General features: G+C 61.3%; 16 protein-coding genes and 3 pseudogenes. 6 read left to right on the top strand and 13 right to left on the bottom strand.

Going from position 1 to position 19,793, the window contains the following annotated elements; translation table 11 throughout:
- Positions 1 to 825: 825 nt before the first annotated feature.
- Positions 826 to 1,560, top strand: coding sequence for a hypothetical protein (locus JC607_RS23660; protein WP_198839194.1), 735 nt, complete (start codon positions 826 to 828; stop codon positions 1,558 to 1,560).
- A gap of 144 nt (positions 1,561 to 1,704) precedes the next feature.
- On the opposite strand, the pseudogene JC607_RS23655 reads toward JC607_RS23660, so the two are convergent.
- Positions 1,705 to 2,612 (bottom strand): annotated as a pseudogene (locus JC607_RS23655) (AraC family transcriptional regulator N-terminal domain-containing protein).
- 176 nt (positions 2,613 to 2,788) lie between these two features.
- Between JC607_RS23655 and JC607_RS23650 the strand changes: the two are divergent.
- The 3 genes from JC607_RS23650 (at position 2,789) to JC607_RS23640 (ending at position 4,887) form a co-directional block, all read left to right on the top strand.
- The gene (locus tag JC607_RS23650; RefSeq protein ID WP_198839193.1) at positions 2,789 to 3,826 is read left to right on the top strand and encodes an aldo/keto reductase; all 1,038 of its coding nucleotides are present in this window, start codon (positions 2,789 to 2,791) and stop codon (positions 3,824 to 3,826) included.
- Between the two features lie 115 nt (positions 3,827 to 3,941).
- On the top strand, positions 3,942 to 4,499 hold the full coding sequence (locus JC607_RS23645) for a DJ-1/PfpI family protein (protein ID WP_198839192.1): 558 nt from the start codon (positions 3,942 to 3,944) through the stop codon (positions 4,497 to 4,499).
- A gap of 25 nt (positions 4,500 to 4,524) precedes the next feature.
- Positions 4,525 to 4,887, top strand: coding sequence for a ribbon-helix-helix domain-containing protein (locus JC607_RS23640; RefSeq protein ID WP_198839191.1), 363 nt, complete (start codon positions 4,525 to 4,527; stop codon positions 4,885 to 4,887).
- Positions 4,888 to 5,110: 223 nt separating this feature from the next.
- Here JC607_RS23640 and JC607_RS23635 read toward each other — a convergent pair whose 3' ends face one another.
- The 5 genes from JC607_RS23635 to JC607_RS23615 form a co-directional block, all read right to left on the bottom strand.
- Positions 5,111 to 5,656, bottom strand: a complete 546-nt coding sequence (locus JC607_RS23635; protein ID WP_198839190.1) for a DUF924 family protein — start codon at positions 5,654 to 5,656, stop codon at positions 5,111 to 5,113.
- A gap of 2 nt (positions 5,657 to 5,658) precedes the next feature.
- Positions 5,659 to 7,452, bottom strand: a complete 1,794-nt coding sequence (locus JC607_RS23630) for a monovalent cation:proton antiporter-2 (CPA2) family protein (RefSeq protein WP_198839189.1) — start codon at positions 7,450 to 7,452, stop codon at positions 5,659 to 5,661.
- A 2-nt stretch (positions 7,453 to 7,454) separates the two neighbouring features.
- Entirely contained in the window at positions 7,455 to 7,715 is a 261-nt protein-coding gene (locus JC607_RS23625; RefSeq protein WP_198839188.1) for a hypothetical protein, read from the bottom strand.
- A gap of 20 nt (positions 7,716 to 7,735) precedes the next feature.
- On the bottom strand, positions 7,736 to 8,059 hold the full coding sequence (locus JC607_RS23620) for a nuclear transport factor 2 family protein (protein ID WP_198839187.1): 324 nt from the start codon (positions 8,057 to 8,059) through the stop codon (positions 7,736 to 7,738).
- A gap of 62 nt (positions 8,060 to 8,121) precedes the next feature.
- A complete protein-coding gene (locus tag JC607_RS23615) occupies positions 8,122 to 8,895 on the bottom strand; it encodes an SDR family oxidoreductase (RefSeq protein WP_198839186.1) in 774 nt (257 codons plus the stop codon).
- A 95-nt stretch (positions 8,896 to 8,990) separates the two neighbouring features.
- Here JC607_RS23615 and JC607_RS23610 point away from each other — a divergent pair, with 95 nt between their 5' ends.
- The gene (locus JC607_RS23610; RefSeq protein WP_198839185.1) at positions 8,991 to 9,893 is read left to right on the top strand and encodes a LysR family transcriptional regulator; all 903 of its coding nucleotides are present in this window, start codon (positions 8,991 to 8,993) and stop codon (positions 9,891 to 9,893) included.
- 111 nt (positions 9,894 to 10,004) lie between these two features.
- Positions 10,005 to 10,979: pseudogene (locus tag JC607_RS23605) on the top strand (IS5 family transposase).
- A gap of 305 nt (positions 10,980 to 11,284) precedes the next feature.
- Here the strand turns inward: JC607_RS23605 and JC607_RS23600 are convergent.
- The 7 genes and pseudogenes from JC607_RS23600 to JC607_RS23570 all read right to left on the bottom strand — a co-directional run.
- Positions 11,285 to 12,350 (bottom strand): annotated as a pseudogene (locus JC607_RS23600) (IS110 family transposase).
- Between the two features lie 387 nt (positions 12,351 to 12,737).
- Positions 12,738 to 13,034, bottom strand: coding sequence for a hypothetical protein (locus JC607_RS23595; protein ID WP_198839183.1), 297 nt, complete (start codon positions 13,032 to 13,034; stop codon positions 12,738 to 12,740).
- 253 nt (positions 13,035 to 13,287) lie between these two features.
- Entirely contained in the window at positions 13,288 to 13,884 is a 597-nt protein-coding gene (locus tag JC607_RS23590; protein WP_198839182.1) for an invasion associated locus B family protein, read from the bottom strand.
- Complete coding sequence (locus tag JC607_RS23585) at positions 13,865 to 14,962, bottom strand: glycosyltransferase (RefSeq protein WP_198839181.1); 1,098 nt, start codon at positions 14,960 to 14,962, stop codon at positions 13,865 to 13,867. Before JC607_RS23585 ends, JC607_RS23590 begins: the two co-directional genes overlap by 20 nt.
- A 74-nt stretch (positions 14,963 to 15,036) precedes the next feature.
- Positions 15,037 to 17,280 (bottom strand): autotransporter outer membrane beta-barrel domain-containing protein, encoded by a 2,244-nt coding sequence (locus tag JC607_RS23580; RefSeq protein WP_198839180.1) that lies wholly within the window; start codon positions 17,278 to 17,280, stop codon positions 15,037 to 15,039.
- Positions 17,281 to 18,692: 1,412 nt separating this feature from the next.
- A complete protein-coding gene (locus tag JC607_RS23575) occupies positions 18,693 to 19,088 on the bottom strand; it encodes a helix-turn-helix domain-containing protein (protein WP_233093119.1) in 396 nt (131 codons plus the stop codon).
- On the bottom strand, positions 19,069 to 19,793 hold a 725-nt coding region (locus tag JC607_RS23570), incomplete at its 5' end, for a hypothetical protein (RefSeq protein WP_233093118.1). The genes JC607_RS23575 and JC607_RS23570, both read right to left, overlap by 20 nt.

The following is a 19,793-nucleotide window of genomic DNA, read 5'->3' as shown; positions in this document are numbered from 1 at the left end:
AAGGGGTCACTTTTGGACGCCGATCAGGGGGCCCGTTTGGATGCCGATTGACAGCTAGAAATTTTTGTAGCTGCGGACCACAATGAAGCTGGCGTAGAGAATAGATCCGATTTTCTAGCGACACTGGACAAGTTCAGAAAATTCGGCCTCATCACGTCAAGCTTGGATCAAGATGATCCAGAAAGTGCCGTATACGAAATATCTCCAAAGGCACTAAAGCTGGAATATTTCTTGGCATCGCAAGCTGAAATTTGAGACCTTTCACCTCACTTCTTCGGGTTTTATATTCATCGATCTTAGCGGATTAATGTTTCAACATGTGGCGAGATTGGTGCCGAGACCCACAAAAATGCCTTTAGCACAACATAGCTGAGTTTGGCGTGATCAGCAGCTACGGACCAGGACAGGTAAGTTAATGCAAGTCTGGCGAATTACCGGTATGGGTCGGTGTTGACGTCCCACCGGCAGGCACCAAATCGGGAGATGCAAACTGGCTTCACACTAACACTTGGATGCTTCTTGGCACCTTCGCTTATATTGCCCGAAGAGCGATGCTCAGGCGGTGGCAAGGAATCGACGCTCAGAGTGCGCGTTGATGTCCCATCCTGTAGCGCCACACGAGAACGTGGAGGGAGTGACGGCCTTGCCGCGAAACCATAGAGTTCATTCGTCAAGCCTTCCTGTTGAGAATATAGAAATCAGGCCTGCAAACGTCGCTGTGGCATTACACCTATGACCATGAAGCCATCTTCAGAAATACCTAGCGAGTTGAAAATGGGATATAGCCCAGAGGATCTGGTTACAATTAGCTTCGAAACCCAGTCCATGCTTGACCGTGTTATAAATTTGGAGCGCGAGTTTCTAACCGAAGATTTTGTGACTGATCGCGCAAAAACGATGTGCAAGCATGGCTTTATGCGGCGTTCGCACAGTCTTAGGCACTGTTTTGACCGGATTTACGAGCATGTTCCTGTGACCGAAAAGCGCCCGTCTCAACACGCGATTGATGACGCCGCCATCTATCTGCAAGCCTTCATTTTCAACGTTTTCGGCGCTCTTGATAACCTTGCGTGGATTTGGTTCTACGAAACAGGGCCACGGTCCGCGAAGGGTCAGCTCTTGCGCGCCGCGCAGATTGGACTCGGGCCATCGTATAAAGACTTTCGAGCAAGTCTCCCGCCTCGAACTCTGTCTATATTACAGCAGTCTGATGCGTGGTTTGGATACTTGATGAACTACCGCCACGCTCTGGCCCATCGGATTCCGCTCTATATCCCCCCTGCAGTTCTATATCCTGAGGACGAACGGGCGTGGCGCGAGAAGGAAGAGGAGGCTTGGAAGGCTCTGCTTTCCGAAGACTTCGACCGTCACGACAGGTTGCGCGCCGAGCAGTCCCTTCTTGGGGAGTTTCCGGGCTTGATGATGCATTCATTTGGCCTGGATCCTGAGGATGGAAGGCCAGTCCAGTTCCACGCGCAATTGATCGCAGACCTCAACACCTTAGAGCAAATTGGCAAGGCAATGCTGGATGCCCTGAGAGCCAAGCGGCAGATCAGATAGCAACGAACGGTCGCTTCTTGCCCGTCATGGTGCGCGGCGCCGATGGCCGCTGCATCCAGCATGAACGACTGCTTTACCAAGTTTGCCGCGACCGCCTCGCCGCGGCGCCGTCAGTCTGCTTTCCGCCCGATTTACGTACACGCCTCACACATCAACTCGCGGAATCAAGCTTCTACGGATCTCCTGCCCGTCCCGCCCGGGGGACGATCCAAACAGGCGGCGATACTCGCGGCTGAACTGCGACGGGCTTTCATACCCGATGGCATAGCCAATCCGCGCGACATCGGCGCCGTCAGCAAGTAGCAGGCGCCGCGCCTCCTGCAGACGCAACTGCTTTTGGTATTGAACCGGCAGCAGCTCATCATCGCCGTCACGGCCTTGAAGTGGCGGTGGAACGTGGCGGGGCTCATCCCCGCGATATCGGCCAGGTCCCGCACGTTCAACTGATCCGCAAAGCTCTCGCGGATGCAGGCGACGGCCCGACCGATCCGCGCCATATGACTGCCAGCCAACCCGATCTGGCGAAGCGCAGGTCCCATCGGTCCGTTCAGCAAGAGCCAGGTGATCTCGCGTCGGATCATCGGCGCAAGGATTTCAATGTCACGTGGCCGGGCGCAGAGGGTCAGCAGGCGGCAGAGCGGATCGACAAGCTCCGGATCAAGGGCATGAACCGCCAGCGCCGCCGCGGCGGGCGCTTCCTCTGCTCCCCCCAACTCCAGCAGCAGGTCGGAGATCGTCGCGGGATCCAGCGCGAGACTGAAGGCCAGATAGGGACGTTCCGGCGTCGCACGGGTGATCTCGGCCCGGATCGGCACATCCATCGACGCGATCAGGCATTTCCCCTCATCATAGCGATAGGCCCGATCGCCGAGCATGCTGGTCTTGGCGCCCTGCACCACAACGCACAGCGAGGGGCGGTAGACAGCGTGGATTGGGCCAGTCGGTGCCGTGACCGAGGTCAGCAGCAGGCCATCGACCGGGGTTTCCCGGCCATGCGCGCGCCATTGGCGGTCAATCAGGTCCTTGAGCGGCAAGAGGTCATTGGTTTCCATGCCCTGCAATGTAGTCGGCAGCATGGCAGCACGCATCCCGAACTCCACCCGAATGAGAGGATCGTGCAAGAATACGCGAGGATCCGCGTCGCCGGTCCGCATGGGACAGCGCTATCTTCACCCTGCACCGGCAGCGCTGCTCCCGGCCCTGCCCCACACTGCGAAAGGAACTGCCCATGCGGTATCGCACTCTCGGCCCGAGCGGCCTTCTGGTCTCGGAACTCTGCCTCGGAACCATGACCTTTGGCGGATCGGACGGCATGTGGGGACAGATCGGCCAGTTGCAGCAGGATGAGGCCGACATACTGGTCAGGGCCGCGTTTGACGCTGGCATCAATTTCATCGACACCGCCAATGTCTATGCCGGCGGCGAGAGCGAGCGGATCCTCGGCCAGTCGATCCGCAATCTCGGCATCCCGCGCGACGATGTGGTGATTGCAACCAAGGTGCTGGGACCAATGGGCGAAGGCCCGAACGCCCGCGGCGCCTCTCGCGCGCATATTATGGCGCAGGCCAAGGCCAGCCTTTCGCGGTTACAGATGGACCATATCGACCTCTACCAGATCCATGGCTTCGATCCGGTGACGCCGATTGCCGAGACGCTGGAGGCGCTCGACACGCTCGTCCGGCAAGGCCATGTGCGCTACATTGGGCTGTCGAACTGGGCGGCGTGGCAGATCGTCAGGGCCATCGGCATCGCCGAGGCGCGGAAGCTGGCACCGATCCTGTCACTTCAGGCCTATTACACTCTGGTGGGCCGCGATCTGGAACGCGAGATCGTTCCGATGCTGCGCTCCGAGGGCCTTGGCCTGATGGTCTGGAGCCCGCTGGCCGGGGGCTTCCTCTCGGGCAAGTACAACGGCGGAACGATGGCGAATGACGGCCGGCGGGCGAGCTTCAACTTCCCACCCGTCGATCTGGCGCGCGGCGATGCCGCCATCGAGGTGATGCGCGATATCGCCTCAGCCAAGGACTGCACGGTGGCGCAAATAGCCCTCGCCTGGCTGCTGCACCAGCCAGTGGTGACCAGCGTGATCGTCGGTGCCAAGCGGATCGAACAGTTGCAAGACAATATCCGTTCGACCGAGGTGGCGCTGACCGCCGAGGATCTGGCCGCGCTCGACCGCGTGACGAAACCGCCGCCCGAATATCCGGGCTGGATGCTGGAGCGCCAATCGCAATACCGGGCCCCCTTCGCCCCGCAAAAAGGCTGATCCCCGCGCAACGCCCCGCCGCATCTGTGGCGGGGCGCTGTAGTATTCCGTTAACACCCGCCCCGCCGCCCCCTGCCCTATCCTTTCTGCACCGCGAGCCAAGGGAGGATGCGAGATGGCGAAGATCCTGATGATCACCGGCGATTTCACCGAAGACTATGAGACCATGGTCCCGTTCCAGACGCTGCTGGCCTGCGACCACAGCGTCGATGCCGTCTGCCCCGGCAAGAAGGCGGGCGATACAGTCAAGACCGCGATCCATGATTTCGAGGGCGACCAGACCTACTCCGAAAAGCCGGGCCACAATTTCGCGCTGAACGCCGCTTTCGACGCGGTGGATGCCGCCAGCTATGACGCGCTGGTGGTGCCAGGTGGGCGGGCGCCGGAATATCTGCGGCTGAACCCCGAGGTGCTGGCCAAGGTCCGCCACTTCTTCGACGCCGGAAAACCCGTGGCCGCGATCTGCCACGGCGCGCAGCTGCTGGCTGCCGCCGGGGTTCTCAAGGGTCGCACCTGCTCGGCCTATCCGGCCTGCGCCTATGAGGTCACCGCCTCGGGTGGCACCTTCGCTGATATTGCGGTGACAGAAGCCGTGACCGATGGCAACCTGGTGACAGCGCCGGCCTGGCCCGCGCATCCCGCCTGGCTAAAGCAGTTCATGGCGATCCTCTGACATCAACGGGAAGGGAGGCCCTGCGATGTGCGAACTCTTCATCAAGGCCGATGCCGAACAATGGCAAAGCCGTACACATTCGCTCCGCATCGACGGGGTTGCCACCTCGATCCGGATCGAGAACCATTTCTGGGACACCCTGACCGAGATCGGTGCGCGCGACGGGATGACCGTTGCGCAACTTATCACCCGGCTCTGGCACGAGGCGATGGACGCCGATCATGACCTCGGCAATTTCACCTCGTTCCTGCGGGTCTGCTGCAACCGCTATCATGCACTGATCGCGGCGGGTGAGATCTCGACGGACCTTTCGGTCCCGATAGCCGAACATCCGGCGCGCGAGATCCTGGCCCGAGAGACCGCCCGCCGGAACCTGCGGGTCAACTAAGGGCGCGCTTGCTGCAACAGCACCATGCGTCAATACGAGGGCAGACCGGAGGCGAGTACACCAATAATCAGTCGCCCGGCGAGCACTGGCGACCCGTGCTTGCGGCCATTCGCTGTCGGCTGGTCTGGACCGACATATGTCGAAACAGACTTAAGAAATCGACATGTCCCAGTAATATGTCGACAGCGCAGACACTTGCCGCGAAGCGGGAGGCCACGCAGGTTCACCCCCGAAAGCCTCCATTCCTCAGAAAACGAGCCTCCTCGGCTGTGGTGTCGCGGCCGAGGATCGGATTGCGGTGCGGGAAACGGCCAAAGCGACGGATGATGCTGCGATGACCTTCGGCATGGCTCAGCCAGGGCTGGCCGAGGCGGCGGTTCAGCGCGACCGCAAGGTCCTGATCTTCGAGCGCCTCTGAATGCGAGAACGGCAAAGCGAGAAACAGCCGCAGGCCAAGGTCGAGTTCCGCCATATATCCGCGTGCTTCGGCCTGACGCGCGACGGCGCGGGCTTTGGGATCGGTCGCATACATCCGCGCCGTACCGCGAAAGGCATTGCGGGGAAACTGATCCAGCAGGATCACCAGCGCCAGCGCGCCTTCAGGCGTTTCAATCCAGTCGTCACAGGCCCCTGCGGCGGCCTGTTCATGCAGATCGAGATACCGCTCGCGGAAAGCACGGTCGAAGTCGGGGCCATGGGCGAACCACTCGCCCCGCTCACCCGCACGCGCCCACCAGGCAACCACTCCGGTGGCAGGCGAGAGGGACATGCTCAATGCCCACTCCCGTGACCACCACCGGCCTGCTGCGCATTGCCATGGATCAGGGCCTTGCTCTCGGCCATGCCGCCGACCTGCTCCAGCGCCATGCGCTCGGCATCCTGGGCACGGACGGTGGCAACGATCTCATCCACCACCTCGGGCGGCTCGCCCAGCCGGGCCAGCGCCTCACGCCCCATGACCATTGCAGATTCATAGGTTTCGCGGATCTGGAAGGCCGCCCCATGATGCAGCAGTTCCAGCGCATGCTGGCGCGACAGGGCGCGGGTCAGCACCGGCACTAGCGGGAATTCGTGGCGCGCCAGCTCGACCGTGCGGGAGATCGCATCCCGGTCTGAGGCCGCGATCAGGATCAGGCTGGCATTCTGAGCCCCCGCCGCATGCAGGATATCAAGGCGCGACCCGTCACCGTAAAAGACCTTGAAGCCGTATTCGGCGGCGGTGCGGATTGCCTCGGGATCGGTGTCGATGATCGAGACCGAATGGCCACGCGCCAGCAGCGGCTGGCTGACGATCTGGCCAAAGCGGCCAAAGCCGATCAGCAACACCCGCCCGGACAGGCCTTCCGCCGCTTCGACCCCATCCATGGATGCAACGGCTTTCGGCGCAAGCCGCCCGTGCAGGATGATCATCAAGGGCGTCAGCACCATCGAGATGATGATGATCGCGGTCAGATTGGCATTCCATTCCGGCGTCAGGATGCCGAATTGCGTGGCTGCCGCATAAAGCACGAAGGCAAATTCACCACCCTGCGCCATCAGGACCATGCGCTCGATGGCCTCGGATTTTGGTGCTTTGGTCAGACGGGCGACGCCGTAGATCACCAGCATCTTCAGGGCCATGAAGGCCGGGACCGAGATCGCGATGATGGTCCAGTTGGCCGCGATGATATCCAGATCCAGCGCCATGCCGACGCCGAGGAAAAAGAGGCCCAGCAAGAGGCCGCGGAAGGGTTCGACATCGGCCTCCAGCTGGTGACGGAAGCTTGATTCCGACAATAGCACCCCGGCCATGAAGGCCCCCATCGCCATCGAAAGCCCGCCCGCATTCATCAGAACCGCAGCACCCAGTACTACCAGAAGTGCCGCGGCTGTCATCACCTCGCGCGCGCCAAAGCGCGCCAGAAGGCGGAACATCGGATCCAGCAGCCAGCGCCCCGCCACGACCAGCACCGCAATGGCGCCAAGCCCGATGGCCACCGATTGCAGCCGGTCGGCCAGGGTGGCCTCGGCGCCACCTGGCGCAAGGAAGGCCACGATGGCCAGAAGCGGCACAATGGCCAGATCCTCGAACAAAAGGATCGCGATCATGCGCCGGCCTTTGGGCTGGGCCATCTCGCCGCGCTCTTGCAGCATCTGCATCACGATGGCGGTTGATGTCAGCACAAAGCCGGTGCCGGCGACGAAACTGGCGGCAACCGGATAGCCAAGCGCGATACCGACCCAGACCAGCGCAAAGATCGCAAGACAGACCTGCAAGGCACCAAGGCCGAAAATCTCGCCGCGCATCGACCACAGCCGCGAGGGCTGCATCTCCAGCCCGATGATGAACAGGAACAGCACCACCCCCAGCTCGGCCACATGGATGATGGATGTGGCATCCTGGAAGAAGCCAAAGCCATAGGGGCCAATGACCAGACCCGCAGCCAGATAGCCCAGCACCGAGCCAAGCCCGATCCTGCGAAAGACCGGAACCGCGACAACCGCCGCTGCCAGCAGGACAACGACGGGCACGAGGTCAACCCCGTGATGCGCGGCCTCGGCCGCAGTGGAAACCGGATCGGCCATGATTATCCTCTCATCTGCCAGGCAATGAAAAATGCGGCACCCGCAGGGATGGCGAAGACAAGCGCCAGGATCGGCAGTTCCTGCATGACGCTATAGCCTGCCTTCGTGACGCCGACCCACATATTGACCAGCGCCACCCCGGCCCAGACCGGCACGAACCAGCGGGCCGCCAGAGCGACCCCGGCCGCATCATGCCCCCAAAGCCGCCCGAACAGCGCAAAAACCGCCAGCAGCAAAAGCCCCGCAAAGATCACCGTTGCCATATGCATCTGCGCCCCCCCCCTTAACCCGTGATCCGCATCTCGCGGATCAGACCATCTGCCAGTGTGAAGCCGAAGCTGCTTTCGCCGGTGAAGACGCTGCTTGCCCAATGCCCCACCAGCGTGACCCTGCCGCCCGTCGCCGAGAGGCCACGAACGGTAAGGACACCTTTCGCGCCGATCAGTTCCCGGTCGCTCCAGCCTTGGATGGCGGCGTGCCCGGAAAAGACGCGCCCCCAGTCATCCACCAGCGCATCAGGGGCAAAGCAGGCCAGAAAAACGGGGGTATCGCCCGCATTCACGGCAGCGACAAAGCGATCAAGCGGCGGGGGGAAGGTCGAGGTCATGGCAGCTGCCCTTTTGACATGAAAGTGGCCCGGCCCCTGGGGAAGGCCGGGCCGGTCGGCGGTTACTTGGTGGTGTAGCCGCCGTTCACGAGGATCGTCTGGCCGGTCATCCACCAGCCTTCGGTCACAAGGAAGCGGATCCAGGGCGCGATATCCCCGATATCGGTGAGGCCGGTTTTCGAGAAAGCCGAAAGGGCCGCTGCCGATTTGTGATAGGCCTGCGCCTCGGGTGCCTCCTGCCCGTAGAAAAAGGGCGTATCCATCGGACCGGGGCCGATGGCGGTGACAGAGACCCCACGTTCTCCCAGTTCCTTGGAGGCGGCGCGGGTGAAGTGCTCGACCGGCGCCTTTGTGCCCGCATAGCTGGCATAGAAGGGCGTATAGGCCCCCAGGAGCGACGTCACGAGGGTGCAGATCGACCCGTTATCGTTCACGGACTTGCCCGCCTCTTTCAGGAAGAAGAAGGCCGCTTTGGCATTCACCGCGCTCATCTCGTCATATTCGGCTTCCGAGATCTCGGCGATCGGCTTTTTCAGCACTTTTCCCACGGTGTTGATCGCGATATCGGGGCGCCCGACGGCGGCAACCGCCTCGGAAAAGAGCCGCTCCACCGCGCCTGCGGTGGTCAGATCGGCCTGGATCGCAACGGCCTCGCTGCCTGCGGCCCTGACGGCGGCCAGGGTTGCCTCGGCATCCTTCGCACTTGCCGCGCTGTTGTAATGGATCACGATGGCCTTTGCGCCCAGGGCTGCAAAGTCACGTGCGAGCAGCCCGCCAAGATTCTTGGCCCCGCCCGCGATCAGGATGGTCTTCCCGGCAATGGTTCTACTGGTCATATCAACGGCTCCTCTTTGACAGGACCTTGATATGTGTTCAGATCAGTTCGAATAAATCCTTCCATTCTGACCTCACTTGTCGCACATAACGAACAATGGATCAGCTCACGCTTTATCGCATCTTCACCCGTGTCATTGAGGCGCGCAGTTTCACCCGCGCGGCCGATACGCTGCAGATGCCGCGTTCCAGCGTCTCGACTGCAATCGCCGATATCGAGACACGGCTGGGCGTGCGGCTTCTGAACCGCACCACACGCGTGGTCGCGCCAACCGATGAGGGCGAAGAATTCTACGAGCGCTGTCTTTCCTGGCTGGCCGAGGGCGAGGAGATGGAGGCGATGTTTCGCAGCGCCAGCCACAGGGTCGAAGGCCGTATCCGGGTCGATCTGCCGGGCCGGATCGGCCGTCTGATCGTGGCGCCTGCCCTGCCAGACTTCCTGACGCTCTGGCCTGCGATCCGGGTGGAACTGGGGATGACCGATCGCGCAGTCGATCTGCTGGGTGAAAGGGTGGACCTTGCCCTGCGGATCGGACCGCTGGCTGATTCCGGCCTGAAGGCCCGGCGAATTGGCGAGATCGCGCAGATCAATGTGGCAAGCCCCGCCTATCTGGCCCGGCATGGCACGCCCCTCACCCCGGCGGATCTGGCGAAACACCTGCAGATCGCCTATGCCTCGCCCTCGACCGGGCGTGTCGCGGACTGGGAATGGCAGGAAGGCGGGCGGCTGCGCAGCGCTCCTGTCCCCTGGCGGGTCAGCGCTAACAGTGCCGAGGGCTATATCGCCTGCGCGCTGGCAGGTATGGGGCTGATCCAGATCCCGGCTTATGATGTGGCGGATCATCTGGCGCGCGGCGACCTGGTCGGGGTCATGCCGGATTACCAGCCGGCTCCGATGCCCATGAACCTGCTGTTTCCAGGGGCTCCCCGCATGCAGCGCCGCCTGACAGCCTTCGCGGACTGGATGGAGGCTCTGCTGAAAATACGTATCTGTCGCTGATCCGAGGTCTCAGGGGCTCCTCCGCAGCGGACCCCAGCCGTCCGAATGGCGTTGTTGCACTTATCGGCGAGGAGGATTCACGTCGTGAATCCTGCCTGCTAGGTTCGGGCTATGCCGAAGCCCTCTTCTCCCCGCTACCGCACGACGAACTGGCCTGACGACAATGCCGCCCTGCGCCGCCGCGGCTCGCTCTCGATCTGGTTCGATCCGGCGATGGTCTGGAAAGCTGTGAAGACTGGCAAGCGCGGTCACCCTGAGACCTTCTCAGAGGGCGCGATCCCGACCTGCCTCACGCTGAAGGTGTTGTTCGGCCTGCCGCTGCGGCAAACGGTGGGGCTGATCGCCAGCCTGATCGAGATGGCGGGATTGGACTGGCCTGTTCCGGACTATTCCACGCTCTGCCGACGTCAGGCACGGATTGCGGTGCAGATCCCTTACCGCCGCCCGGACGGTCCCGTGACCCTGTTGGTCGACAGCACTGGCACCAAGTTCCGCGGCGTGAGGAGGAACCGTGGCTGCAGTGCAGCCGCGTAAGTCCGACGCAAGGAGTGGCAGGCGCGCAAACATGGCGCGTCGCGCCGTAGGCAGTGGCGCAAGGTCCATATTGGCATGGATGCGCAGACCGGCGATGTCCGGGCCGTCGAATTTACGTCCAGTCGGCAAGGCGACAGCCCGATGCTGCCAGACCTGCTGGCGCAGCTCCCCCAGGATGAAGAGATCGGCTCGGTCACGGCCGACGGTGCATATGACACCAGGCGATGCCATGGCGCGATCGTCGAACGGGGAGCCGAAGCGCGCATCCCTATCCGCCGCAACGGCCGCGCGTGGAAAGAGGATTGCCCCGCTGCCCGCGTCCGCAACGACATCCTGCACGAAACACGACGCCTCGGACGCGCCAACTGGAAGCGATCGGTCGGCTATCATGTCCGAAGTCGGGTCGAAGCGCGGATGAACTGCCTCAAGGCCTTTGGCGAGCGCATCGCCTCACGCGACCCAGATCGGCAGACCGCAGAGATCCAGATCCGCATTGCCATCATGAACAAATATAACGCTCTCGGCACCGCCGAGATCACTGCCGCGGGCTGAACGTCACGCGGGAAAGGGGCAGATCCCCTTCCAGCCGAATAGAGCAACATGTGTAACCGCCCCTTGCGCAAGAGGGATCTTCAGAGCTTCTTTTGGCGCGTCATCGGGTGCTGACATGTGTTCGGCCTTTTTGCAGCCATCTTCATGCTGCGGGCCCGTATGGTGTTCGAGGGTCGGGTCCAGATCAAAGCCGCGTGCTCGAAGGCACTCTGTTGCGCCCTGGTTCTCCCGATCCCGTCTCACGACGATTGCGCCAAACTGCTCCTTGCCCTCCTTCGCTCCAACGTCCTCGCGACCTTGACGGCTTACGCCGCTGCGGCCGGAGACTTGCAGACGCCCCCGCGGGCCATCAGAGCCCAGATCGAAGCCACGAACGCCACTGGTTCAAGAGAGCGGCTGAGGCCGCGCCATTTTGTTTGCCAGCGCGACCCGCACCAGCATTGGCGGCTTGCGCGTCAGCATGCCGCCGAGCCATGTGCCCGGTTGCGCCGCCGCATGGAAGTGCCGTTTGACGATGACGCTGTTGGCGCCAATGATCAGCAGGCGCCGCAGGGATCGCTCCCCCATTTTAGTCGTAGTCCCGAGCCGCTGCTTTCCGCCGGTCGAATGCTGCCGTGGCACGAGGCCGAGCCAGGCGGCAAAGTCACGCGCCTTGCGGAATATCGTAGGCGGTGGCGCCAGCGCCGCGATGGCTGTGGCAATCAGCGGCCCAATCCCGGGCACCGTCATCAGTCGGCAGGCCACCGCATCCTCTTTGGCTCGGCGCTCGATCTCGGCGTTGAGTTTGCCGATCTCGTCCTCGAGATGCGAAAGGGTTGCGACCAGCACCGTCAAAGTGGCAACGGCCTCAGCGGGCAGGCCATTGTCCGGATCTTCCACGATAGCGATCAGCCGAGCAGCGTTGGCCGCACCCTGCGGCACGATCAGACCAAACTCGGTGAGATGGCCGCGCAGGCTGTTGATCGCCTGAGTGCGCTGACGGATCAGAAGTTCCCGGATGCGGAAGACCATTGCCGCACCCTGGGTATCTTCGCTCTTCACCGGCACGAAGCGCATCGTCGGGCGCTGCGCCGCTTCGCAGATCGCTTCGGCATCGGCCGCATCGTTCTTTTGGCGCTTGACGAAGGGCTTCACGTAGGCGGGCGGGATCAACCGCACCTCGTGCCCAAGCTTGCCAAGCTCGCGGCCCCAGAAATGGGCCCCTCCGCAGGCTTCCATGGCGACAATGCAAGGCGGCAACTGGCTGAAGAACGACAGGACCTGGTCTCGCCTCAGCTTCTTGCGAAAAAGCACCCGGCCCGAGACATCAGCCCCGTGAGCCTGAAACACATTCTTCGCCAGATCGAGCCCGACAGTGGTAATCTCCGACATGACCGCTCTCCTAGGTGGATCCTCGCAGACCCACCTAGGCACACTGATGCCGTCGGGGGGCGGTCACATCAACAACGCCCATTGCCAAGAGAGCATGTTTTTCGGGGAACGCAACCGTAGCGGGCGGCACCCGTCGAGCCGGGGGCCACTCTAGTCTTGTGCCGGCTGCACCGGCCCATGACCCAAGCAGCTGGGCCGGCGTCTCGGCCCACTCGGGTAACGATCCTTGCCGCAAAGCCTGGCCTTCGGGCGAGCCGAACGCCAGGAGTCCCGAAAACTGCAGTGCCGGGGGATCGACCGGGCGGAGGCCCGGCCTCCGGCGCGGAATGTGGATGGGCTTATTCCAGTTGACATAAGGGCCTGCCGCAAACTGCGCAGTTCAGAATGTCATCCCATCAGTGTGCCAGCAGGTGAGACGGTAACGATGGCGGTATCGTCGATATAGCGGAAGCTGAAACGCCGATGTGGAAACGGCGCCATGCCGCCAAGGCGCTCGGTTCTGACTGATACGTCGAGCGCCAGGCATGCGGATATGATGGCCTCCTCGAGCTGCGCATCGTCACCGAGGAGTCGAACCGTCGCTTTTCTGATCCCGCGAAGGTTCGCCGCAATGAGCGCGGTTTCAACATCGCTCAGCAGGTGCCTGTCGGTGCAGTGTTCTTCGGGCATGATCGTCAGAGACATTCTATGTGTTCAAAAGGCAAGGACAGGCTTGGGATATGCTCCCTGCCCATGCTGGCCGCGCGTTTCAGTAGTACAGAGACGCGAGGAGTCCCAGACTTCCCGCGCCACCCCGCCCGATCAGGGGCGTGCCGCCATTGTGCGGCCGTTTTACTGGGCAAGAGGGGCTACACCTCTGTCGGTGGCGTCGGAACGAGCTCGCCTGTCGTAGAGCGGCCAATCGTCGTCATTCAGCCTCACATCTTGCTGGCCGCGTTCAATTCACGGTCATTCCGGCCTCCATGGCCGCCAGTGCAGCAGTCAGACCATCGGGCGATACTTCCACCGCGACGGGACGCTGTGCGCCGTCGAAAAAGGTCAGGGTCGCGGCTTCGGTTGCGGATTTCAGCGTTGCGACAAAGGCATCGTCGGGTGCCGCTTCCGCCGCGCACAGGTGGCCACAGGCGGTGAATATCGCTGTAAGGGCAGCTCCATCTGGGGCCTCGATTCTGACATTGCCTGGTAGCCAGACGCCGGTCGGCAGCTGAACAACCAGTTTCATCGACTGATCCTCAGCAACGCGCCCCATTGCGACCTGTGCGATTGGATTTCCGCCCGGTGTCAGACTGAGGGTTTGGACAACCTCGCAGATCGGGCGAGCACTTTCGGCGGCAACGGTGGCGCAGCGCAGGGTCCACGCGCGGTATGTCGCGGTCGTCATTTCCGGTGCCCCCGGAGCGGCATCCTGTGCCTGCGCGGCAAACGGCAGGCAGACAATCGCCATGGCAAATACGGCTTTGATCGGCGAGATCATGATGGTCCTTTCCGGCCCGGTATTAGGGGCCATTTCAGTGTTAGCGCGGCGCTGTTCCATCCGGGGACAGGCCAAGCAGCGCGTAGAGGTGATCGGGTGCCCTGGCGGTCCGCATCTGCCGCAGGGCATTGGCTCCCTCGTCGAGCCGCCCGAGATCTTTCAGGCAGAGCAGCAACTCGAAGGTCAGCCAGTAGCGGTAGACATCGCGCCAGACGAAGAGTCGGCCTGCATCGGGCATCGGGCATCGGCGGCCTTCGCTGGCATAGACAAGGCCGAGGTGCGGACGTCCACGCATCCGCTCCATCCTGGCAGCCTGATACAGGCATTCCGCCCGGTCAGGGCAGGTCTCGTGACCAGAGAGGAAGGCAAGCAGCGCCCCGTCCTGATCGCCGGTCTTGGTCAGTTCGATCCCCAGCCCGAGCCAGGACAGACAGACCTCATCCTTCCACCCGCCAAGCGCGATACGTTTACGATACCACGGGATCGCCTCCTGCGGTGCATGGGCATCACGCCAGGAATTGGCACAGTAGAACGTATAGCGCGGCAGCAGATCCTGATCCTCAGCGGGCAGCGTCTCGACGGCCTGAACCAGCGCGCGGGCATCACGGAAATAGGTGGACGGATCGCGTGAACGCGCACCGGCACTCTGGTTGATCAGCGCATAATCGCCGTCGACATGGCGCACGTGCTCTTCGCCCCGGCCCTGGAAGTAAAGCCCCTCATGCACCACACCGCGCCACCGGAAGCTGCCATCGTTGCGGACAATCAGCTTCGACGGATAGAGGGTGCTACCGCGCCGGGTGTTGAGCATCATCGCATCGGCATCGACAGGAAGTGTCGGCAAACGCCCTTCAAAGCGGCTGTCGGCATCGAAGAACAAAACGTAGTCGGAAAGGCCCTGCGCATCTGCCAGCGCATATTGCCGGTTGGCGCCAAAGCTCTCCCATGGTCGGTGGATCAAGCGACCCGGGATCCCCGCACGGGCAAAGAAATCCGTAATCAGGTCCGGCGTATTGTCACGAGAACCGGTGTCGTGAATGACCCAGGTCGCGAGATCGATATGCGCAAGCAGGTTTTCGAGCGTCTCGAGGATCACCTCCGCTTCGTCGCGCACGATCATGTTCAGGCAGAGTTTCACGCCCGGGGTCTCCGACAAGATATTGCAGCAGAAGCGGCGGCGGAGTATCCCGCCGCCGCATGTCGGCTCTGGCTTCAGAACTTGTAATTGAAGCCGAAGCTGGCCCCGACACTGTCATCGCCACCGGAGGCGCCGGTGTAGTCGAGCTGAAGGTTCAGACGCGAGGTCTCGGACCAGCGGTGCTCGTAGCCCACGCCGACACGCAGGGCATCCTCGCCACCGTAAGACGCCTTGTAGCTGTCGAGCGTCAGATCGGGACGTTCGATCTCATGCAGCCAGTCCAGTTGAACGAAGCCGATGGAGCGTTCGTTGTTCTGGTCAGGCAGCCCCTCCAGCGAGGCACGGATACCAAGCCGCGAGGTCAGGCTGTTGCCATCAAGGCTGACCCTGGTGCCGGTGTCATCGACAAAGCTGCTGCCGTCGACATCGGCCCAGATCAGCTGTGCCTGCGGTTCCAGCCAGACACGGGAGCGGTCCGAGCGCCAGACATCGAAGGCATAACCCGCCTCGAGCGAGACCGTGGTCGTGTCGAGGTCATAGCTCTGGGTCGCAAAGCCGAAGCTGCTGACCTCAGCATCATAGCGACCAAGCATAAGCCAGCTGTCGACATACCAGCCCTGACGTTCGAAGCTGTCTTGCACCCAGGTGCCATAGAGACCGAGCGCATAGCCCTCGACCTCGCCGCTGGAGGCGTAGCCCGTCACGTTCGAGACGGTATCGCTGTCCTGCTTACCGTAGCCCGCCATGATACCGACGACCATCTCGTCCCTGCCGCCCGTGCTCCAACGGGCCAGATCCGCACCGAAGTGCAGGGTCAGACGGTCGTAGCCGGTCTCGAGCTGCCCCCTTTCGCCGCTGGTCGAACCATGGATGCCGCCGAAGCGCAGCCAGAGGGTCTGATCTGTGTCGAGACTCCGGATGGCGCCCTGGCGGTCACGCCAGCCATGGTCGAACATCGTCGCCGCACCCAGAGCGTTTGCCGCATAGGAGCCAACCTCGGGACGGATCACCGAACCGCCGGCAGGGCCGGTCGCGCCAGTATCACCCGTTGCTCCGGTATCGCCCGTCGCACCAGTGTCCCCGGTTGCGCCAGTGTCGCCGGTTGCGCCGGTGTCACCCGTGGCCCCGGTCGCGCCGGTCGCCCCGGTTTCGCCTGTGGCCCCGGTTTCGCCCGTGGCCCCGGTCGCGCCAGTCGCGCCGGTGGCCCCTGTTGCGCCGGTAGTACCGGTTTCGCCTGTGGCGCCGGTCGCCCCGGTCGCGCCGGTGGCCCCGGTCGCGCCGGTGGCACCAGTTTCGCCCGTAGCCCCGGTCGCGCCAGTCGCCCCGGTTTCGCCCGTGGCGCCGGTCGCGCCGGTGGCACCAGTTTCGCCTGTGGCCCCTGTTGCGCCGGTAGCACCGGTTTCGCCTGTAGCCCCGGTTGCGCCGGTGGCCCCGGTCGCGCCGGTAGCACCGGTTTCGCCTGTGGCCCCGGTCGCGCCGGTAGCACCGGTTTCGCCTGTGGCGCCGGTGGCCCCGGTTTCGCCCGTGGCCCCGGTCGCGCCGGTCGGCCCGGTTTCACCGGTCAGACTGACGCTCTCCAGATACCATGATCCGTCGGCATGTTTGTTCAGCAGATACTCGTAACCGCCTTTGACAACTCGGCGCTGAAGCAGGAACTCGCCAGCAGAATCTCCGCCAACCCCGATGAGCAGATAGGACTCCTCACCTGTCGGGTTTGCTACCGCCAGATTGTTCACCCAGACCCAGTCCACACCCCGGTCTATGGTGCTGCCAGTGATGTTCGCCGTATCCGACACCGTGCTACCGCCATCAGCGACAAGCCCAGTCCCGGTCAGTTCCGCATCAAAGAGCCAGAGGCCATCTCCTGTCGTGTAATCGCCGTCAATTGTCAGAACATCGCCAGCCAGATCGTTGGAAAGATCGATCTCCGAGCGGGTGTTGATCACATCGCCCTGAAGAACGTAATTCGCCAGCGTTCCGTCGTTGTTATGCCCGATAAGGTGTGAAGCGGTCAGGTTCAGCGTCGTGAAGGTCGAAGTCAGCCCCGAACCGGCTGCCGCCAGCTGCCAATAGGCACCGTCATTCACGCTCAGGGCCAGGGTTGAACTCGCCGTTTTGCGGGTCAGACCCTGCATATAGCCTTCAGAAAAGTCCATCGTGACATGGCTGGCGTTGCTCGCGCCGCCGGCAATATCGATGATATAGGCAGAGGATGTCGCGGTAAGATTGCTGCCCGCACCCCGAACAAGAAGCTGATAGTCATTCTGGCCGGTGCTGACCTCGATAAGATCCGCAGTGGTCGACGTCGTGGTTGCCACAAGATCGTTGAACGAAGTTAGGGTCTGGGCCGTTGCCTGGTCCGCGTTGCCACTGACAGAAATTGCGGCACCCCGGGATCGGATATCAGTGCTGGATGTATCGGCGTTGGCGTCCAGTAGAGCACCCTGCCAGATAATGTCTATCGCGCCATCCTGCAGGTTGCTGCCTGTCGTGTCCAGAACCATGCGTCCGCTAGAATACAGCTGGCCAACACCCGTTCCAACTGCTGCAGTTTTCCCAAGGCGTATAGCATTCGCGCGGGAAAACGAGTTACCAGAAATGGTGATTTCACTGTCGTTGATGTGGACTTGAGAATCACCTCCAGAAACATATATCCCGATCAGGTCATTGGATCCATTAGTTGTTTCTAGATCAATGACAAGACGATCTTTAACCTCAACGTATCCAGAGGCCCCATCGCCCGAATTATTCCAGGCTCCTTGGATAACCCGCACCCCTGAAACCAAAAGGTTAAATGTCCCTCGGGATGTCATATCGATATTAAGGTTGTCAAATATTGCGCGCGAATAATACCCATTGGTAGTCGCGGTTTCTCCGGCATTATTCGACGATCCTGCCAGGACACCATAGCTCTCGAACGAGCTGAGAGAGAAGCTGGACTGTATATCGTGCATCGTAACATTCAAAGTGCCAAACTCTGCCAGAGAGTTCCCGGATGCATCGACTCCGGATCTCATGTTGGTTCCAGAGTTTATGATCGTCAGGTCAATCGTATGGTCAGATGCATCCAAATGTCCCAACGAGGTTGGGGACCCCGACGTAACAAGTGCGCCAAGGAACCAGTTTTTGCCTGTGGTGTCGAGTGTGGTCGATAAATCATTCAGAACCGCAACTGTCCTGTTGCGCACAAAAATCGCGCGGTCAGCGCCGCCCGTTGCGGCTCCTACAATCGGCGCGATAGTGCTGATTTCACAATTTGCCGAGTTCGTGACCCCGCCGTATGCAGCGGTGCCAACAGAGTACCCTCCAGTACTGGCTGCAAGGCACTCCGCAGCAATTGCGCTGGTGCCTGATAGGAAAGTCGCGACACTTCCCAGTGTCGCAGCGACAGCAACACCCGCAACGAAGGGCGCAATGCTCGCCACTCGGCCTTTCCATTTCACCAGTCGGCCGCCCCGCACCATCCGGTGATATGATTTATCTTGTGTTGAGTTTGACATCTTTCCTACCGTACTCCGCCCATCCAGGACGATATTTGACAATTCGACGACACGCTGAGCGCCGTCACTCTTGTCGACTATGGTCACCGCCATAATTTTCCTCCTTTAGGCCTTCAGCACTTGCGAAATATCGCCGGATTCGCCAAAAGCCGGTTTCAAACCGGGCCTACGCCCAATGCTCTCCGCTAACGATGATGCTCGACCGAAGTGTGAACATCCCCCGTGACACCTCAGCCTGCCCCTCTATTTGCAAGCCCCTGAAACAAATCAATCAAAGCGCGAACCGTCCTCTTCGGATCCGCCTCTATTGAATCAGCTATTATCTGCATGTGAATCTGCTTTGACTCAGCCAATGCCGCCTCAAATGTCCCACCAATAATCTCCGATGGGTGTGCATTCAGGACATCAGCGACCAACAACATCCGAGATACAGACAGTCGATTTGCAGCGGTTTCATACTTTTGAAACTGCTGCATTGTGACGCCAATTGCTTCTGCAACCTGCCTCTGACTCAATCCGCGAGATCTTCGAATAGTTCTCAAATTTCGACCAACGGCCAGATCAATTTCACGAAGGTATGGCTTCATTTCAACACCAGGTGTCATATCATATAAAACCGGACCCATTACGGAAATCCGGCTCAGATTCGCCAGCACATTCAATAATGTTAAGAGCGGCCATCTTGATGGCGGCACCGCTATCCGGCACAAACGAAATCAGATCAGAACTCGCCATGTCAGAAAGCGAAGCAATAACGTCAGATGGAAAACCAACCACGATAACTACGGTTAGATGCTCGTGATTACCTACAAGATGCCGTACGAAGTCTGATACGAGGCCCACATCGGAGGTCACAGCATCCACAACCACCAAATCGATAGCATCGGCAACCTCGTCCATCTGAAAATCATCAAGCCAATCAGACGCGACTGGAAAATGGTAGCAACTCATTGCGGACAGCCCGACGTCCTGCAAATGCCTCTGGAAACTCAAAACGCGCTCGACATCAGCCCCCACAACCAATGAAACTCCACGATCCGAAGGGTGAGCAGACATCATCCGTTCCGCATCAGCAAAGAGGCGGTCCTCCAGTTGCGGCGTCAATTTGCAGATATCTGGGTGGGCGGATATTTCGGCTATCTCACTGCGCACAATCCAAGCGCGACGAGAACCGAGCATCAACAGAGTGACAACGCCCACGCTGATATAGAGAGCCACTGCAGAGGTCCAAATGGCCCCACTACTCACCGCAAATGCGGCGACCACGAAGGCTATGGCTGTCAATCGGCATCCAAACGGGCCCCCTGATCGGCGTCCAAAAGTGACCCCTT

The sequence above is a fragment of the Paracoccus sp. IB05 genome (assembly GCF_016405985.1).
GTDB lineage: Bacteria > Pseudomonadota > Alphaproteobacteria > Rhodobacterales > Rhodobacteraceae > Pseudogemmobacter.
Note: the sequence above shows the minus strand (reverse complement) of the source record. Positions and strands in the feature narration are given on the sequence as shown.

Excerpts from the sequence above, each read along its gene's own strand:
- JC607_RS23660 (WP_198839194.1), top strand. The coding sequence starts at position 826 with ATGCTTGACCGTGTTATAAATTTGGAGCGCGAGTTTCTAACCGAAGAT.
- JC607_RS23650 (WP_198839193.1), top strand. The coding sequence starts at position 2,789 with ATGCGGTATCGCACTCTCGGCCCGAGCGGCCTTCTGGTCTCGGAACTC.
- JC607_RS23645 (WP_198839192.1), top strand. The coding sequence starts at position 3,942 with ATGGCGAAGATCCTGATGATCACCGGCGATTTCACCGAAGACTATGAG.
- JC607_RS23640 (WP_198839191.1), top strand. The coding sequence starts at position 4,525 with ATGTGCGAACTCTTCATCAAGGCCGATGCCGAACAATGGCAAAGCCGT.
- JC607_RS23635 (WP_198839190.1), bottom strand. The coding sequence starts at position 5,656 with ATGTCCCTCTCGCCTGCCACCGGAGTGGTTGCCTGGTGGGCGCGTGCG.
- JC607_RS23630 (WP_198839189.1), bottom strand. The coding sequence starts at position 7,452 with ATGGCCGATCCGGTTTCCACTGCGGCCGAGGCCGCGCATCACGGGGTT.
- JC607_RS23625 (WP_198839188.1), bottom strand. The coding sequence starts at position 7,715 with ATGGCAACGGTGATCTTTGCGGGGCTTTTGCTGCTGGCGGTTTTTGCG.
- JC607_RS23620 (WP_198839187.1), bottom strand. The coding sequence starts at position 8,059 with ATGACCTCGACCTTCCCCCCGCCGCTTGATCGCTTTGTCGCTGCCGTG.
- JC607_RS23615 (WP_198839186.1), bottom strand. The coding sequence starts at position 8,895 with ATGACCAGTAGAACCATTGCCGGGAAGACCATCCTGATCGCGGGCGGG.
- JC607_RS23610 (WP_198839185.1), top strand. The coding sequence starts at position 8,991 with ATGGATCAGCTCACGCTTTATCGCATCTTCACCCGTGTCATTGAGGCG.
- JC607_RS23595 (WP_198839183.1), bottom strand. The coding sequence starts at position 13,034 with ATGTCTCTGACGATCATGCCCGAAGAACACTGCACCGACAGGCACCTG.
- JC607_RS23590 (WP_198839182.1), bottom strand. The coding sequence starts at position 13,884 with ATGGAACAGCGCCGCGCTAACACTGAAATGGCCCCTAATACCGGGCCG.
- JC607_RS23575 (WP_233093119.1), bottom strand. The coding sequence starts at position 19,088 with ATGGGTCCGGTTTTATATGATATGACACCTGGTGTTGAAATGAAGCCA.